The sequence below is a fragment of the Bradyrhizobium viridifuturi genome (assembly GCF_001238275.1).
GTDB classification, from domain to species: Bacteria; Pseudomonadota; Alphaproteobacteria; order Rhizobiales; family Xanthobacteraceae; genus Bradyrhizobium; species Bradyrhizobium viridifuturi.
Window position 1 is genome coordinate 1 of sequence record NZ_LGTB01000057.1, and the last position, 15,074, is coordinate 15,074.

The 15,074-nt window shown below is 60.0% G+C and carries 10 protein-coding genes and 5 pseudogenes; 9 read left to right on the forward strand and 6 right to left on the reverse strand.

Annotation, left to right across the window (positions count from 1 at the left end):
* Positions 1-91: 91 nt before the first annotated feature.
* Together tnpB and ALC15_RS44355 are read right to left on the reverse strand one after the other, a co-directional pair.
* Positions 92-391: an IS66 family insertion sequence element accessory protein TnpB gene (tnpB, locus tag ALC15_RS44350; protein ID WP_157348978.1), complete on the reverse strand. Its 300-nt coding sequence runs from the start codon at positions 389-391 to the stop codon at positions 92-94.
* Entirely contained in the window at positions 388-525 is a 138-nt protein-coding gene (locus ALC15_RS44355; RefSeq protein WP_157860968.1) for a hypothetical protein, read from the reverse strand. The genes tnpB and ALC15_RS44355 overlap by 4 nt, the downstream gene beginning before the upstream one ends.
* A gap of 68 nt (positions 526-593) precedes the next feature.
* Between ALC15_RS44355 and ALC15_RS42505 the strand changes: the two are divergent.
* Positions 594-770, forward strand: a pseudogene (locus ALC15_RS42505) (transposase); the annotation flags it as partial.
* Here the strand turns inward: ALC15_RS42505 and ALC15_RS36560 are convergent.
* The 3 genes and pseudogenes from ALC15_RS36560 to ALC15_RS36570 form a co-directional block, all read right to left on the reverse strand.
* Positions 768-1,298: pseudogene (locus ALC15_RS36560) on the reverse strand (transposase family protein); the annotation flags it as partial. The pseudogenes ALC15_RS42505 and ALC15_RS36560 sit on opposite strands and share 3 nt — an antisense overlap.
* 62 nt (positions 1,299-1,360) lie before the next feature.
* Positions 1,361-3,307, reverse strand: a complete 1,947-nt coding sequence (locus ALC15_RS36565) for a glycosyltransferase (RefSeq protein WP_050631469.1) — start codon at positions 3,305-3,307, stop codon at positions 1,361-1,363.
* Positions 3,304-4,668, reverse strand: coding sequence for an HlyD family secretion protein (locus ALC15_RS36570; RefSeq protein WP_244486421.1), 1,365 nt, complete (start codon positions 4,666-4,668; stop codon positions 3,304-3,306). The genes ALC15_RS36565 and ALC15_RS36570 overlap by 4 nt, the downstream gene beginning before the upstream one ends.
* 1,164 nt (positions 4,669-5,832) lie before the next feature.
* Between ALC15_RS36570 and ALC15_RS45245 the strand changes: the two genes are divergently transcribed.
* The 4 genes from ALC15_RS45245 to ALC15_RS45615 all read left to right on the forward strand — a co-directional run bounded on the left by ALC15_RS45245 (position 5,833) and on the right by ALC15_RS45615 (position 9,367).
* A complete protein-coding gene (locus ALC15_RS45245; RefSeq protein WP_200914732.1) occupies positions 5,833-6,714 on the forward strand; it encodes a hypothetical protein in 882 nt (293 codons plus the stop codon).
* Entirely contained in the window at positions 6,711-7,229 is a 519-nt protein-coding gene (locus ALC15_RS45250) for a GGDEF domain-containing protein (protein WP_200914733.1), read from the forward strand. Before ALC15_RS45245 ends, ALC15_RS45250 begins: the two co-directional genes overlap by 4 nt.
* A gap of 151 nt (positions 7,230-7,380) precedes the next feature.
* Positions 7,381-9,009: a putative bifunctional diguanylate cyclase/phosphodiesterase gene (locus ALC15_RS36580; RefSeq protein ID WP_050631471.1), complete on the forward strand. Its 1,629-nt coding sequence runs from the start codon at positions 7,381-7,383 to the stop codon at positions 9,007-9,009.
* 190 nt (positions 9,010-9,199) lie between these two features.
* Positions 9,200-9,367 carry a hypothetical protein gene (locus ALC15_RS45615; RefSeq protein ID WP_210168618.1) on the forward strand — a complete coding sequence of 56 codons (168 nt, stop codon included), beginning with the start codon at positions 9,200-9,202 and terminating at the stop codon, positions 9,365-9,367.
* A 1,171-nt stretch (positions 9,368-10,538) separates the two neighbouring features.
* Here the strand turns inward: ALC15_RS45615 and ALC15_RS48020 are convergent.
* Positions 10,539-10,739, reverse strand: a pseudogene (locus ALC15_RS48020) (transposase); the annotation flags it as partial.
* 646 nt (positions 10,740-11,385) lie between these two features.
* On the opposite strand from ALC15_RS48020, the gene ALC15_RS45620 reads away from it, so the two are divergent.
* From ALC15_RS45620 to ALC15_RS36600, 4 genes and pseudogenes are all read left to right on the forward strand, one after another.
* Positions 11,386-11,640, forward strand: a complete 255-nt coding sequence (locus tag ALC15_RS45620) for a hypothetical protein (RefSeq protein ID WP_050631473.1) — start codon at positions 11,386-11,388, stop codon at positions 11,638-11,640.
* Between the two features lie 1,209 nt (positions 11,641-12,849).
* A pseudogene (locus ALC15_RS47355) lies at positions 12,850-12,975 on the forward strand (IS110 family transposase); the annotation flags it as partial.
* Positions 12,976-13,156: 181 nt separating this feature from the next.
* A pseudogene (locus ALC15_RS48025) lies at positions 13,157-13,389 on the forward strand (transposase); the annotation flags it as partial.
* Between the two features lie 380 nt (positions 13,390-13,769).
* Positions 13,770-14,018 (forward strand): hypothetical protein, encoded by a 249-nt coding sequence (locus tag ALC15_RS36600; protein WP_050631475.1) that lies wholly within the window; start codon positions 13,770-13,772, stop codon positions 14,016-14,018.
* Positions 14,019-15,074: the final 1,056 nt, after the last annotated feature.

The window sequence follows — 15,074 nt, forward strand, 5'->3', positions numbered from 1 at the left end:
TTCGTTGAGCCCCTCAATACTGACCTGCGGCGGCCCAAGGGCCATGCCGGCACAGTAGCTTTCGTCGAACATCCAATTGGGAACCTCGCGGCTAAACCCACGCCGCTCCTCGGTATAGATGCACTTCAAATCCTTGCCGCGTCGGAAAGGTGCGACCTGAAGCGTCCGCCGAAAAAGCAGATGCCACGGATATGCAATTGTCGCGCTTCGAAGACTGTATGCAGAATGTCGCGTGTTGGCGGCGCTTGGAGCGGAAGATGTAAAGTCCGCCGTCGAACGGATCGGCTCCAAACGCCTCGCTCACCAGCATCGCCAGCGAGTCCATCCCGCGACGGAAATCGACCGGCTGCGTCGCGATCCAGATCGACAACCCGGGTCGCAGCCCGATCATCGGCCAACCGTCCCGACTGCCGCCAGCACCTCGCACAGCGCCCGCCGGTCGACCGTTCCCCTGACACGGATGCGAACCGCGCCGACCTCGATCTCGATTGCCGCCTGCTCCTCGCGCGTGTTCGCCGTCAGCACTCTTGAGACAGATTGAAGGGTTTTCCGGAAGGAGGATTTCTGGTTCATCGTAGCCACCAGGAGCGAAGATGAAGCAGAAATCCGGGCCGCGTAAGCCGGCGGCTGAACAAGTGTTGAAGGACATCCGGCGCCAGACCCGTCGGCATTACTCTGCGGAAGAGAAGATCCGTATTGTGCTGGAGGGGCTGCGGGGCGAGGAGAACATCTCCGAGCTCTGCCGCCGCGAAGGCATCGCCGCCTCGCTCCCTTGATACGGCGGTGGTAGCCCTTTCGTGCAGTTCAACGTAAGCGAACTTGGAGGTTCGGTCGATCGCCACGAACATGTGGAGCTTACCCTGTTCGGTCCGCACCTCGGCGATATCGATGTGGAAGAAGCCGATCGGGTAGCTCTTGAACCTCTTCTTTGCCGGTCTGTCGCCTTCGACGTCCGGCAGTCGGCCGATACCGTGGCGCTGCAGACAGCGGTGCAGTGATGAGCGTGTCAGTTGCGGGATGGTCGGCTGCAGTGCATAAAGGCGGTCATCAAGCGGCAATAGCGTGTAGCGCCGGAAGGCGACGATAACCGCCTCCTCTTCGACGGACAGTACCGTTGATTTTGCCCGCTTGGGGCCGGTTGGGAGGTCGGCGACCGAGGTCCGCTTCTTCCACTTGGCGACGGTCTTCTGGTTGATGCCGTAGCGCTTTGCCAGCGTTCTCAGGCTCGCTTGACTATGCTGTATCGCTCGACGGATCGCCTCTGTCGTCGTGGCGCTCCCATGAAGAACCTGGCCCATAGTGCATCCTTTGATTCGGCAGACAAGAATGCCCCATCAAAACCCGGGATCAAACATCCTAGCTAACCGAACAGCCGCATCAGCAACGCCTTGCCGACCGGCGCCGCGCGCACGCCGTGGAAGGCGCGGACATATTCGCCGGCATAGAATGCGCGCACGACATTGACCCGCGTCGCCACCGCGTCCTCGAAGCGGACGCCGAAGCCGTCGCGGGTGCGGCGGACGACGGTCGCGGCGACGTTCTGTCCGTAGACATTGCATTTGATCAGTGAACCGATGGCGGGCGGGACGGGATCGATGAAGCGCGCGCCCGAGATCGAGATGTCGGCCATCCGGATCAAGCGCATCTCGCTGTCCTGATTGATCAGGATCGGCTCGTCGCGTTCGAACCGCTCGGCCTTGCGGCGCCGCGGCTGCTCGATGCAGATGAAGCACACGATCGCGAGCACGACGCAATTGTACAGGCTCCAGGCCAGCGCCAGCCCGCCATAGGCTATGCTGTCGCCGCGCAGATGCAGGATGAAGGCATAGGCGATCGCCAGCAGCGTGATCAGCAGGGCGGCGCCATAGAGCCGCAGCAGCGGCCATTCGATGAAGCGGCGGTTGCGGTCGCCGCCCTTGGCCGTCACCTTGAATTTGTGGCCCTGCGGCCTGGCGAGGCCGGTCACGACCGCCTTCAACACCGCGGGCGCCGCGATGTATTGCGACACGTCGGTCATGATCGCAAGCGAGCGGCCGCGCGAGATCCAGGCCATCGTGAAGGCGTGCCAGACATAGAACGGCAGAAAATATTTCAGCAGCTCGAACAGGTCGGCATGAACCGCCTTGATCCCGAACAGCAGATAAAGCCACGGCACGACCAGGCCGAACACCTTGGTGCCGTAGACCGCCGCCCAGCTCATGAAGGCGTCGACCAGCGACAACCGGTCCATGAAGGCAAGCTTCGATCGCCGCGAGAACGGACCGCTGCGGCCCCGGAAGATCTGCATGAAGCCGAGACACCAGCGACCGCGCTGGGTGATGTATTCCTTCAGTCCCTCCGGCGCGAGGCCGATGGTCAGGCGCTCGTTCAGATAGACCGTGCGCAGTCCCTTCTCCTTCAGGCGCAGTGTGACGAGGTAATCCTCCGTCACCGACTCGGTCGGGAAGCCGCCGATCTGCATCAGGCCGGAGAAACGGATCAGCGATGAGGTGCCGCAGCAGAATGCCGTGTCCCAGGCATCCTTGGCCGGCATGAAAATGTCGAAGAAGAAGCGCTGTTCGTCGGGCCACACGTCGGTCGCCGCGAGATTGGTCTGGATCGGATCCGGGTTGATGAAGTGCTGCGGCGTCTGCACGACGCCGACGCTGCCGTCCTGCATCAGGCTCATGGCCCGGGTCAGGAAGTCCGGCATCGGGACGAAATCCGCATCGAGGATCGAGATGAACTCCGGCCGCTCCGGTAGCCCAGAAACGTGCTGGAGCGCATGATTGATGTTGCCGGCCTTGGCGTGGCGGTTGTCCGGACGGGTCAGATAGTTGCAGCCGAGCTCCTGGGCGAGCCGGCGCAGCCAGAGCCTGCGCCCATCGTCGAGCACCCAGACGCGATAATTGGGATAGTTGAGCCCGGTCGCGCCGATGATAGTGCGCTCCAGGATCGCCTTCTCCTCGTTGTAGGTGCAGATGAAGACGTCGACGAGCGGCGCGTTTGCGGGCAACTTCGATCGGCGCAGGATCGCATTGACCTCAGGCGAACGGTCGATCGTGCGGCTGAGGAACAGCAGCGACAGGCACACCGCGATCATCGAGGCCGCTTCGGCCAGCATGAAGGGATAGCCAACCAACGCATCTGCGGTGAGGCCCGGAGGCGGCAGGGTGTGGGTCACCCGCCACGCGAAATAGTGGACCAAGAGGACGAACGACATGCCCGTCATCATGACGCGGGCCAGGGTCTGCTCGCGATGGAGCAAGGGCAGGATTGCAAGACAGGCGCCGAAGGCGACCAGCCCGGGCGCAAATGCCGCCATCATGACTTTGCCGCGTCCGCGTTGAACACCACGCGTCCGGTGCGGCCGACCGCGCAATCCTTGCCCGTGGTGTCGAGCGCCGGCATCGAGACCGTCACGCGATACGGCTCCTTGTTCAACGCATCCGGATTGATCGCAAGGTTCGCGGGCGCGCCCGACGCGCCGGTGAGGTTGACGATCTCGCCCTGGAGCGCGGCGCTGCCGTCATTCGGCTCGAAGCTCGCCTGCTCGCCGAGTTTCAGCCCGTTGTAGACGCTCTCGGTGACGTTCGCCGTGACCACCGCGCCGCTGCAATCGAGCAGCTTGAGCAAGGGCTGCCCGGCCCGGACGTCCTCGCCGGGCGACGTCATCATCTCCCAGATGCGTCCGCCGACCGGGGCCTTGATGTCGGCTTCGGCCCGGTTGACGTAGTGCAGCTGCTCGGCGGCGATCTCGTGGGTCAGCCAGCCGATCTCCGCATCGGCATGCGCCAGATCGGCGCGCAGATCGCTGACGCGCTGGCGCATCTCCTCTTCGCGCTGCACGGAGCTCGGCCGGTCATTGTAGCTGTCGCCGAGATAGGTGCCGTTCTTGGCGGCCGTGAGCTCGACCTTGGCGGCGTCGAGGCGCCGTCGCGCGCCGATTTCGGTTTGCTGCGAGATCGCCTGCTCGCGCGTCAGGCGGGCCATTTCGACCGTCGACACGCTGCCCGACTTGATCAGCGACGACGCCCGCTCGACGGCGGCCACGGCCTCCTCCCGCCGTGCGGCGGCGGCCTCGATCGCGGTCTGGATTTCGGCGATCCGGGCCTCGAGCTGGAGGATGCGGCCGTCGCGGAACTGGCCTGCCTGGCGGGCAAGATCCTGTTGCGCCGTCTCGGCGACCGCAAGCTTGACCGCGAGACTCGGGCGCTCATTTTCCAGCCGGGACATCTGCCGCCGCAGATCATCGAGCCGGGCGCGATCGCCGCGCGCGTTGACGACGTGAAGGATCGTATCGCCCTCGCGAACCACGCTGAGCTGCGTGGATTTTTGCGGCTTCGCGCTCACGGTGCCGTCGATCGGCGAGCGCAAGGTCACGATCCTGGCATTGACCACGGCCTCCACGCTCGAGGTCTGCAACACGGCCTTGAGCGGCAGCCATCCGAAAACGGCGACGATGGCAAGGCCAATGCCGACCTTGAGCAAGCGGCGAACCATCCGGCCCGAGCCTGCGGGCGCTTCGGGATGGGGGGCGCTATCATTGACAGGCTCGCTGACCGGCTCGTCGTCCGCCGGCTGCAAGCGGTCCTGCAAATCGCGCTGCAGCCCTCGTGCGCCCGATTCCTCGTCCTTGCTAATGGACGTATGATCTTCGGGAAAGGGCTTCTGCTGTTCGTGATTCATGATGACCGGACCCTGAACTGTCAGTGCGCGCGGAGTTCAGAAACCGTAATCCTGAACGGCCAATGTGCTTTTGGGGTGCCCCTTCGACATGGCGCACCGTCCCACCGAACGGGGCGTTATAAGACGGCCCATTGATGGCCACTGACGCTATCTTGGGTGGCTGAGAGTTGCACACAACCTCGACGTTTTCAACAGTCATTTTCTACTTATGGTGTGACTAAACCGCGCGCTCGTAAAGCGGCTGCAAGACTCGACGCTGACGGAAGACACTGTGAATCGGCGTGGGATCTGGACGCCGATCAGTGTCCCACGTGCTTGATTGACTTCGCGCGTGTCAACACCTGGGGCGGACACGCCGCGTCAGGAGGCTCCAGACATGGGCCACGCTGCTGGCCGCGGGCCCGATAGAGCTGGACCGGCGATCATCCGGGACGGATCGAGTAATTCCTCCTTGCCGCAAGCCAATCTCACTGGTTGCGTTAGCGAACCTACAAGGTTTGGCAGGCGGCCAACTCAACAAGCTTACGTAACCTAACGGCCCCGGTCGCGCAGTGCGGGACATTCCCAGACGAAGGAGATCGCAGATGGCCTAAAAGAAACTCGTCAATCAAAGCGGGCTGACGCTTACGATTTTGCTCATTACGCGTGTTGACACGGAGCCGAACCAGTAACGGACCGATTGTGGCGGCGGCACTACCGGCGGGCGGTAGGCAGACGGTTGAGTACGGTAATATGCAGACTGCTTCCTCAACGGGATCGTGATTTCCTTGTCTTTCGATGGGCGTTTTCGAGCGCCTCGCAGACCGTGACAACTCGCGGCAGGAGCCGGAATAATCTGCTGAACGACAAGGCCGACCCTGTCGGTGTCGCGCGCCATGGAAAACTGCCCCTCAGTTCCGGATGGCGTTTGACACTGTCGGTGCCGCCGCCTGCTCGACGGGGTGCCCCAGATGGACAGAAAGCTTAAGCTCACGCCTCCGTCGCTCCCGCGCAGCGGTGATCGCGGGCGCAGAATTGTTGAATGGCCGTTCGGCCGCGACGCATCCTGGTTCCTTCATCTGGGTAGTACACAAGGACCGAAGGTGCTCTGGGACAAAGTATCCCGCGAGACGGCCGAGAGTCCATGAAACGACCGCAGGTCATCATGGGAGACGGTATACGCATATGAGCACCAATCTTGCGGTACACGAACCGACCAACGCGCTCCGGCTGGTCACACAGGCGTATATGAGCCTTCTCCTCATCGCCTTCGCCCTGATGCCGGCCCAGTTCATCGCCTACCTGTATTTCCAGCAGGATCCCACGCTAAAGTTCGAGAATCACCTGTTCCACGAATTCGCGATTGCCGTCGCCACTCTCGAAGGGCTGTTCGTCACCTATATGACGTGGCGTTCCTACCAGTCTCCAGGCGAACCTCTGTTGCGTTGGTTGACGCTGGGTTTTCTCGGCTTCGTGCTGGTCTATTCGCCGCACGGCGCCTTCACCGAGATGGCACACCGCAATATTTGGCTGTTTCTGCTCTATAAGTCAGCGTCGCCTCTCGCGATGTCGATTCTGCTCTTCGTTGGGCTGCTCAGCTACAACCAGCCGTCAGACGAGGTCGAGAGGTGTTCGGTTCCGCGCGCATGGCTGATCTGGTTCGGCCTATTCCTGACGATGGACATAGCCGTCGCCCCGATCGCCTACTCCCCTTATGCGGGACACCCCGCGGTACGCTTGTCCATGGAGGGCGGCGCACTAGTGTTCAGCGCGCTGAACGTCACGGCCATGCTTACTCGGCGGCTTCACTCGCCGCTCATGCTTATTTTCGGCATTTCGGTCGCGTGGTTTGCGCTATCGTCGCTCGCATTCATTCTGGCGGCGCCCTGGAATCATATGTGGTGGCTCGCCCACGCGATCTTTGCTGGCGGATTCTTCCTGCTCAGCTATGGCGTCGTCCAGGCGTTCCGAACGACGCAATCGTTCTCGACCATCTATAGCCAGGAAGAAGACGGCCCGCCTGGCCGAATCGATGGTCGAGACTCAAACTACAGCAAGTTCAAGTGAGCAATCAAAGGTTAGAGCGTCTTGCCGCCACCGACCCACTGACCGGTGCCGGAAATCGGCGACACTTCCTCGAGCATATCGGCGCCGAGATCGCGCGGGCCAAACGAACCGGTGCTCTATTATTTCTGTTGTCGCTCGATCTCGACCATTTCAAGGATATCAATGACTCACGTGGTCACAGCGTCGGCGACGAGGTCCTCCGTGCATTCGTGCGAAAGTGTCTGGAGGCAATTCGCCCTTATGACTCTGTCGCGCGCGTGGGCGGTGAAGAATTCATGGTCTTGCTGCCGGGAGCGACGCTCGACGCGGCTTGCGCGGTAGCCAAGCGCCTACGATCGACGATTGAAGGCACTGCATTGGACGTCGACGCCCAGCCGTCGGTCCGCGTCACCATCAGTGTTGGGGTGTCGGAGCTCGGGCGCGATGGAGACACCCTTGACGGATTGCTGAACGTCGCAGATCAGCGGCTCTATCGCGCAAAACATGAAGGTCGCAATCGTGTGATTGCCGCGTAGGCTTCGTTCATTCGCGCGCTTACCGTCGCGGGCCTTGCGAGGCGTTAGTCGAGTTCAGGCAATCGGCGCACACCCGCTGGTGCTAAGCGTGTCTTTGTGCTACTTGTAAGAGCTTACTGGAATAACCGGCGTCAGCGAAGGTTCGACTGTGATGAGTTTGTCAAATCCACGATCGCGCGTATTGCGCGCCGATTGGTTCGATTGGCGTAGTTCTGCCACAAGGGATTTCATTGCTCTCTTTGGGGGCGTCGTTCTTGCTTCGATCTTGGCGCATGTTTATGAGCTTGGCCCTCGATTGTTTCAGCTGGGACGGGGCTATGCGGATTCGGCACTCGACGCCATCGTATTCATGATGTTCGTCGCATTCTTTCTGAGCGTTGCGCTGACAATCTTTAGTGTTCGCCGCTATCGAGATCTCGCCCGAGAAACCAAAGCACGAACCATTGCAGAAGCAGAAGCGCGCGATCTGGCGCGACATGATCCATTGACCGGCCTGCCTAACCGTCGCCTGTTTGATGAAAAACTTGATGCGTGCCTCGGCCTCGCCGGCGACACCCACCAGGTGGCCGTTCTGATGCTTGGCCTTAGGGGCTTCAAGAGAATTAAGGACGCGCATGGCCACGCAGCGGGGGACAAGGCGCTTTGCGAATTTGCCAACAGGCTCGCCGACGTCTTGCGCACGGATGGCGTCCTGGCGAGGATTGGAGGCGACGAATTTGGGATCGTCATGCCAGACATTACCTCCCTTGAGGATCCTACCAATCTGGCGCGCCGTATTGTGGCGTCCGCCGGCGGCACTTTCGCGATCGAGACGGGGTCAGCCGAGCTTGGTGTTGGAATTGGCATCGCCATCGCTCCGATTGACGGCGTCAATCTCAACGAATTGGTCAGGGACGCAGAACGTGCACTTTATCGCGCACAAGGCGATGGCAGGTCGTGTGTTCGCTTTTTCGAACCAGAGATGGACATGCATGTCGAGCGGCGTATCGAGATCGAGCGAGAGCTTCGCAGCGCGATAACGGCCGATATTATCGAGCCGCACTACCAGCCGTTCGTTTCGCTCAAAAGTAATTGCATCATCGGATTCGAGGCCCTGGCGCGTTGGGAAAACAGGACTTTTGGGCATATTCCGCCCGACTTGTTTATTCCGATTGCAGAAGAAACTGGCCTCATCAACGCGCTTGGCAATCAGCTTCTTCGCCGCGCCTGTTTTGATGCCAATACGTGGCCGGAGATGTTTACGCTTGCCTTCAATATTTCGCCAATTCAGTTGCGTGACCCCGCGCTTGGACAGCGCATTCTATCGATCCTTGGGCAAACCGGGTTCAGTCCGAGCCGCCTGGAGATTGAAATTACGGAGAGCGCGTTCGTGGAAAAGACCGGGGTTGCGAAGACCGTGATAGATGAACTCCGTCAAGCCGGCGTCCGCATCGCGCTCGATGATTTCGGTACGGGTTATGCTACGCTTAGCCAGCTGCTTTCGTTTCGTCTCGACAAGATTAAGATAGACCGCAGCTTCGTGTCGCATCTCGACGACAGTACCGACAGCCAGGTGATCGTTCGTGCTATCCTTGGCATTGCAAATGGATTTGGTTTGACGGCCACGGCCGAGGGTGTCGAAGACGCTGGCCAGCTGGCCTATCTGGTGGCCAATGGTTGCGCAGAAGGACAAGGTTCTCTGTTCAGTGATGCCGTCCCGGCCGCCGGTATCCCCGCGCTGCTTAGTCGCGAACCCGGCCGCACGGCGGTTGAAGAGATGCGTCAAGACGTGAAATCGTGACAGGGGGTTTCGAGTCCTGCTCGGGGACCAAAGTTGCTTGCAACGCGCGAGGGTGTCTTAGCAGGAAGATCAAGCATTGTCTGACACACCGTCGTACTCACGCACGATCAGCGTTAGTCAAATTTCATCACCTTTTGGGCAACGCGTGGGCAACCATGTACCCATTACTAGAAAGAACGCTACGGCGAAGGTGACGAAGGATATCGCAAAATGCCGGGGTACCATTCGCCGCGTCACGCGCAACGTCAAACGCTGGCGAGATGCCGGTATGGCCTTACGATGGGTCGCGGCCGGCATGATCGAGGCCAACAAGGGCTTTCTTGCGTTCGTTTATCAAACGGCGCAGCCCTCTAACTAAGCACATGGTCCGAAAATCGGGGTCCATTTCAACCGCCAACTGGGGGCGACTTACGGCACGACGTGCGTCATTAATATCCCGACCAGCAGAACAGTGCTTAAGACCACAATGCCAATACAGATGCGGGCCGGGGTTAAATCGGAATGGGGTGTGGTTGTTCGAACGGGCCACGCACCTCTTGCCCTTGACGCGAGCGGGTACCGCTTCTGTATTTGTATCCTAACTTCATGCGGCTAGTTCTTTCTTTAGGCGTCCCGGCTTCGGGATCCCGACCACTGACGCTTTAGCTCTCTACCCGTCGCAACAAGGTCGCGCCCGAGAATGCTGACCCGTTCGTTCAGCGCGTGGCGTTACGCATTGCCCTCACATGGCGTCATTTTGACAGCAGATCGCTCGGACATACACTCCATCATGACCCGTTATATTTGGACTAGCATCGTACTTTCGATCTGGGCAGTGCGCTTCTTAACTCAAGGCGCGCAAGTTGGTAATCTTTCTCTACATCAACAGAATCCCGATGCTCCACGGACGGGCCGCAGCTCCCGCGATCCGCCTGAAGATACAGATCCAGCTCGAAAGGCTAACGGCGACTGACAGTACAGCATAAACATTGGATCGGGCTCCTACCTACTCTAGGGGGCGGCCGTCCGACCGGATCGTGGTCAGACACCAGGCACGCGCTTTTATGAACCGACCCGGGTTTGCCGGAGGCTCCAGCTCCTGAGAGGATGGAGCCAAGCTTTCATGTATAGACGGCCCCGCGGATGCAAGGGATTTCAACAGCGCTTTGGATACCGGTCGGGTGCGTTCATGTATACGGCCTGTCAGTGCGACCGATGCCATGGCCGCTGGCCCTGATGGAGATCGCGGATCGAGGCCTCATCAACGGGTCGCGCGTGTTTCGCTTAAAGCTCTTCGGGCTTGCTCGATCTCCAGCTCCGCCGGTGTCCATCATGCTGTCATTTGCCCTCACACCATTAGTGGTCAACATACGCGGAAAGTCAGACCGCGAGCTTAGGCCGATAGACGTCCCCGGTCGTCACCATCGCCCAGACGATCCGGGCCAACTTGTTGGCAACGGCGATGGCGACGACCATGGGTCGACGCCGTTCCAGCAGGGCTTCGATCCAGCCGCCTCCAACCCGGGAGCGTGCCTTCGGGTAGCGAACGCGTGCTCCGATGACAAGCAAGTGCCTGAGATAGGAATCGCCCTGTTTCGTAATCCGGCCGAGCCGATCCTTCCCGCCGGTGGAATTTTGCTTAGGCGAAGCCAGGCCGCGAACTCCCGCCCGGAGCGGAACATGGTCGTGTCCAGCACAGACGCGGCGAGAGCCGTGGCCGTTACGGGACCGATGCCCGGAATCGAGGACAGCAACTTCGCCATCGGATTTACTCGCTGGATCTGAACCAGCTCGCGCTCGATGGCCTCGACTTGTCGTAAAGAGGCGTTGAAGAAAGCCAAAGAGGCGCTCGACGAATGGTGCGAAGGGCACATCTCGATGACCGAGCCGCTTGACACACTTGCAGAGCTTCAAAGCACCATTTCGCTACCTAGCCCATCTTCAAACGGAAGACCAGCCCTACCGCTTCGGCTGAGCGATATCCACGTCGGAAGTCCTGCGATTAGTAGCCGCTATTCTCTTTCTCCAATGCATTATAGTTCGATTGGCACGTGGGTTGCTGGGACATCTGTGGCTTGGCTTCCCGAGTGAGGTCCTCGCCGAGGCGGCCAAGTCTCGACCGGAACCTTGCACGGACGGCACCTCCCCGTCGTCCGTGCGCTTTTCTGAAAGCGCGAGTAGTCAGCCGCACGGCTAAAGCGCCCCTTCGTGAAGATCATGCTATGACGTGTAAACAGGCTTTCGAGAACGCCATTGCGGTGCTCCGAGAATGGTCTGAGGGGCAGACCGAAACGAGCGTTGCCAGGATCGCGGAGCTAATGGCGAGAACGGCGCCTCCAGAACAGACGCTCTCTTGATCGGTTGGCTCCGACGATCACTCAGGGAGGCCTGCAGCCAATGGACAGGCTCAAATTCATACCCGCTTTCGAGGCCGCTAATCGCTCTGCCGATCCCGCCAAGTTGGCCGAACTTCGAGAGGTCATCCGCGAGCGCGGAGGTCCTGATGAATTTACGGTGGCGAGCACAGAGCTTGTGCGCAAGTATCCGCTTACGCTCCTTAGGCTGCCCAGAATCATCGGCGCGTTCACCCCCTGTTGCGTCGTGAAGGCTGACGCCATGGCCGCAAGACTCGGCGCGTCTACCGCTGCTTGAGCCTTCAACCGCGCAACCATACGTTCGAAGCGCCGGGTCAAAGCGATGACTGCCTTGCCTACTACCAGATCAAGCAGTTACCTCTAGGATCGCTACAGCTTAAGCTTTTGACACCGTCTGCGTTGGTTGCGCGGTGAGGTGGCAGCATGAGCAGCGGCGTTAACGCTCGTTACGATATCAACCGGAACCTACGGAAACTTGTCAAATGCAAGCGCCTGACGTCGGACGCGAGACGTCGCCGCCAATCGCTCCGCTGGAGACGCACCGCATGCCCTGGCGCCGTCACGACGATCCCATCGTCGTATTGCTCTTTCATCGTCGACGAGCATGATCGCTCGCGTTCTAGTGATATTCGATCAGGTGCACTCGGTCGCAGCTTGGATCTTCCTATATCGTGTCACGCGTGATGGCATCGGCTTAATGACCAACGGGATCGTGACGATGAACGTTGCACAGCCTCCAATTGACCCTGAGGGGATTTACATGACAGCGACCGAGCTCGCTGCGCAATTTAGGAGGACGCTAGCGACGATCGCCCGTTGGGCGCAAATGCCGAATTTTCCCCGTGCGACAGCCTTGAACGGCGATGCGCATTGGCTGGTAACTGAAGTACAGGTCTGGTGTCGCGAGCCCCAAAGGGCATACCGGGCCGCGCTACGTGCCAAAGAGGCGGCTATAGAGGCGGCTGTTGAGAAGGCTCGCTAGCGCCAACGCCTGATCGCAGCGTTTGCTCGCCGCCGCCCGCTGAAAGTCGAGCGATCAATTGTTCCGCCGCGTGACATGCCTCTCTCTCGCAAGATGGTCGTCCGAGCAGACGGCTCGCTTGCTCCTGCGACAGGCGATCATACTTGAATCGAAAGCGCACCGCGGAATCAGGTCAACAACGAGATTGGATCGTCCGGGGGGAGATGATGGCAAATCAGGGAGGCTGGAGCAGCCGCTAGATTAGATGACAATGGACGCCGCCCGGATACGGTCGTGGTACTCACCGAAGAGGACGTTTTAGCTGACGGCATTGACAGAGTTCACTGTCCTTGCCGCGGCAGATTGTCTCCGGCGCGTCGATCACGTTGGCGCCGCCGAAGATATCTTCTGAGAGCGCGAGCTTGAAGGTAAGCAACGGCGCTGCGGCAGCAAGGAGTCCGGAGAGAACGCGTTACGTAACCAAAGCCATGGCGCCCTCTTTGGGCGAGCCGCGCGCGACGATTTGCTGGAGCAGTTTGCGAGGCCGCTCAGCGGCCGAGCATGCAGTTCGTGGCCGTGAAGAGTAAAGAGCAACAAGCGGCGGTTCTGGTGTTCCGGACCCGTGACCTGCCGGTGCGGCAGCGAACTCAGCAATCCGAGGATCGCCTCACGGAATACGGTTAGATGGCTGCCAAGGGCCCCCACTTGGCGAAGTTGGTCGATCTGATCGAGGAAGAAGGATGATCAGTCCGCTTCCGATGTGGCCCGCGCCATGTTTTTTTTGATGCTTGATCTGTTCGCCGATTTCAATGACAGGATTGCGGATCTTGCACCAAAAGAAATCGCGCGACCCGCTTGAGAGAACGCACTCACGGAGGCTGATGACTGTTCCTGGCCTTGGCCCGATCTCCGTTTGTGGCAATTGCGACCTTGGCTCGACCAGTCGAGACATTTCCCAGCGGCCGGGACTTTGCCGCCTAGCTTGGCCCAACACCTCTTCAAAGATCGACAGGCGGCAAGCAAAAGCGCGGAGGAACATCCAAGATGGGCGAACGCACTCTGCGGGCTCAGAGCGATACGGCTTAACAACATATTTGTCCGGAAGTCGCGCGAGTCTCCGGCCGCGCTCTATGACCAAGCTTGCACCCTGATTGCCGAGAGACGTGTGCGCCTGGCTGCGCCGCCGTCGTGCGCTTCTCCGAACGCGCGAGTATCTACGCGCTGCGCCATCGCCACGATCGACAAGCCTCCACCGATCAACCCAAGCAAACAACTCGATAACCCACACAGACCAGATCGAGCTCCGCTATGCCTGACTTCCCCGGACAGCCCTGCGGTGCGAGGGGAAGAGGTTTCCGGAATGCTACGGAACGGCTTCGAATTTGCTTTATCTCCACGAGCCGACATCAAATACCCTCCCGGAGCGCAGCAAGATGGAAGGTTAGATGGTAACTGTCGCCATCGAGGAAGACGGCGACGACGAAGCATTCAGGCACGTAACCTACGCGGTCGCGACCGACGACCCTGCAGAAGCTGTAAAGCTGAGCCTGAAGGATAGCGGCGCTAAGGCCGCAATGGTGAACTGCCCACTCGAAGAGGAGCAGTTGCAACGGCTCGGCTTGCAGCCCGGTGAGTTGATCGCTCTACACCGCGACGAGGTTGATCCAATCATCCCGCGCCCTCGGCGTCACTGAACCTCAGTTTTCTGTCTGTCTCGTTGTTCGATCTGATACGGTTGCGTCCGGCTGATGACGAGTATGTCGGAATGTCATCACAGAGGGGCGGTGAGGAGCGCCCGACGCGGGATGAAAGTGCACCATCCTACCGCATGAATCCTGCAACGGCTTGGCACGCTGATTGCTGAGGCATGCACGGGCTTGGATGCTCGTACGTTGACACCCCATGAGACAGCCAAGCTCTTCTTTGCGCAGCCGTACGAACTCGGAGACTTGGCCGTGACTTCCCGTAACGACGCCTTGAAGAAAGCCAAAGGCGCTCGACAAACGGTGCGAGGGGACTATCTCGACGGCCGACGTTGCTTGACACTTGCAGAGCTTCAAAGGACCATTTCGCTACCTAGACGGCCCTCAAAGCAGAAGACCAACTCAACCAAGCCGGCTTGAACGATATCCGCGTCAGAAGTCTTGCAATCTCGGTATTCGCTTTCCTTCATTGCATTCTAGTTCGCTTTGGCACGCTCGTTGACGGGACATCTGTGGCTTGGCTGCTTTAGTGACAGCCCTCACCAAGGTGGCCAAGTCTCGACCGGGACACTTTTCGCACGGGCGGCGGCCTCTCGTCGTCCGTGCGCTTTTCTGAAAGCGCATGTAGTCAGCCGCACGCCTGCATTCTGGCATGCTGATTGCTGAGTGAGCCATCGGCTTGGCTGCTCTTCTTTCGCGCATCCCATGAGACGCCGCGCCCAGCGTAAGTTCGCACGGACGGCCTTCTAAGCCGTCCGTGCGTCCCCGCAGGACTACGCGCCCGCGCGGCTGAATGCGTCCCTTCGTGGAGATCATGCCATGACCAATGAGCAGGCCTTCGAGAACGCTGTTGCGGTGCTCCGAGAATGGTCTGAGGGGCGAACCGAAATGTGCGTCGCACTTGCCACGATCGCGGAGCTTATGGCGAGACGGGAGCTACCAGAACAGACGCTCTCGGTTGGCTCTGACAGTCACTCAGGGAGGCCTACAGCAAATGGATAGGCTCAAGTTCATTCTGTCCGTCGTCAGATGATTTGAGACTGCTTA

What these genes read in the sequence shown, in the direction of transcription:
- tnpB (WP_157348978.1), bottom strand. Translation starts at nt 391, where the DNA reads ATGATCGGGCTGCGACCCGGGTTGTCGATCTGGATCGCGACGCAGCCG.
- ALC15_RS36565 (WP_050631469.1), bottom strand. Translation starts at nt 3,307, where the DNA reads ATGATGGCGGCATTTGCGCCCGGGCTGGTCGCCTTCGGCGCCTGTCTT.
- ALC15_RS36570 (WP_244486421.1), bottom strand. Translation starts at nt 4,668, where the DNA reads ATGAATCACGAACAGCAGAAGCCCTTTCCCGAAGATCATACGTCCATT.
- ALC15_RS45245 (WP_200914732.1), top strand. Translation starts at nt 5,833, where the DNA reads ATGAGCACCAATCTTGCGGTACACGAACCGACCAACGCGCTCCGGCTG.
- ALC15_RS36580 (WP_050631471.1), top strand. Translation starts at nt 7,381, where the DNA reads ATGAGTTTGTCAAATCCACGATCGCGCGTATTGCGCGCCGATTGGTTC.
- ALC15_RS45620 (WP_050631473.1), top strand. Translation starts at nt 11,386, where the DNA reads ATGGACAGGCTCAAATTCATACCCGCTTTCGAGGCCGCTAATCGCTCT.
- ALC15_RS36600 (WP_050631475.1), top strand. Translation starts at nt 13,770, where the DNA reads ATGGTAACTGTCGCCATCGAGGAAGACGGCGACGACGAAGCATTCAGG.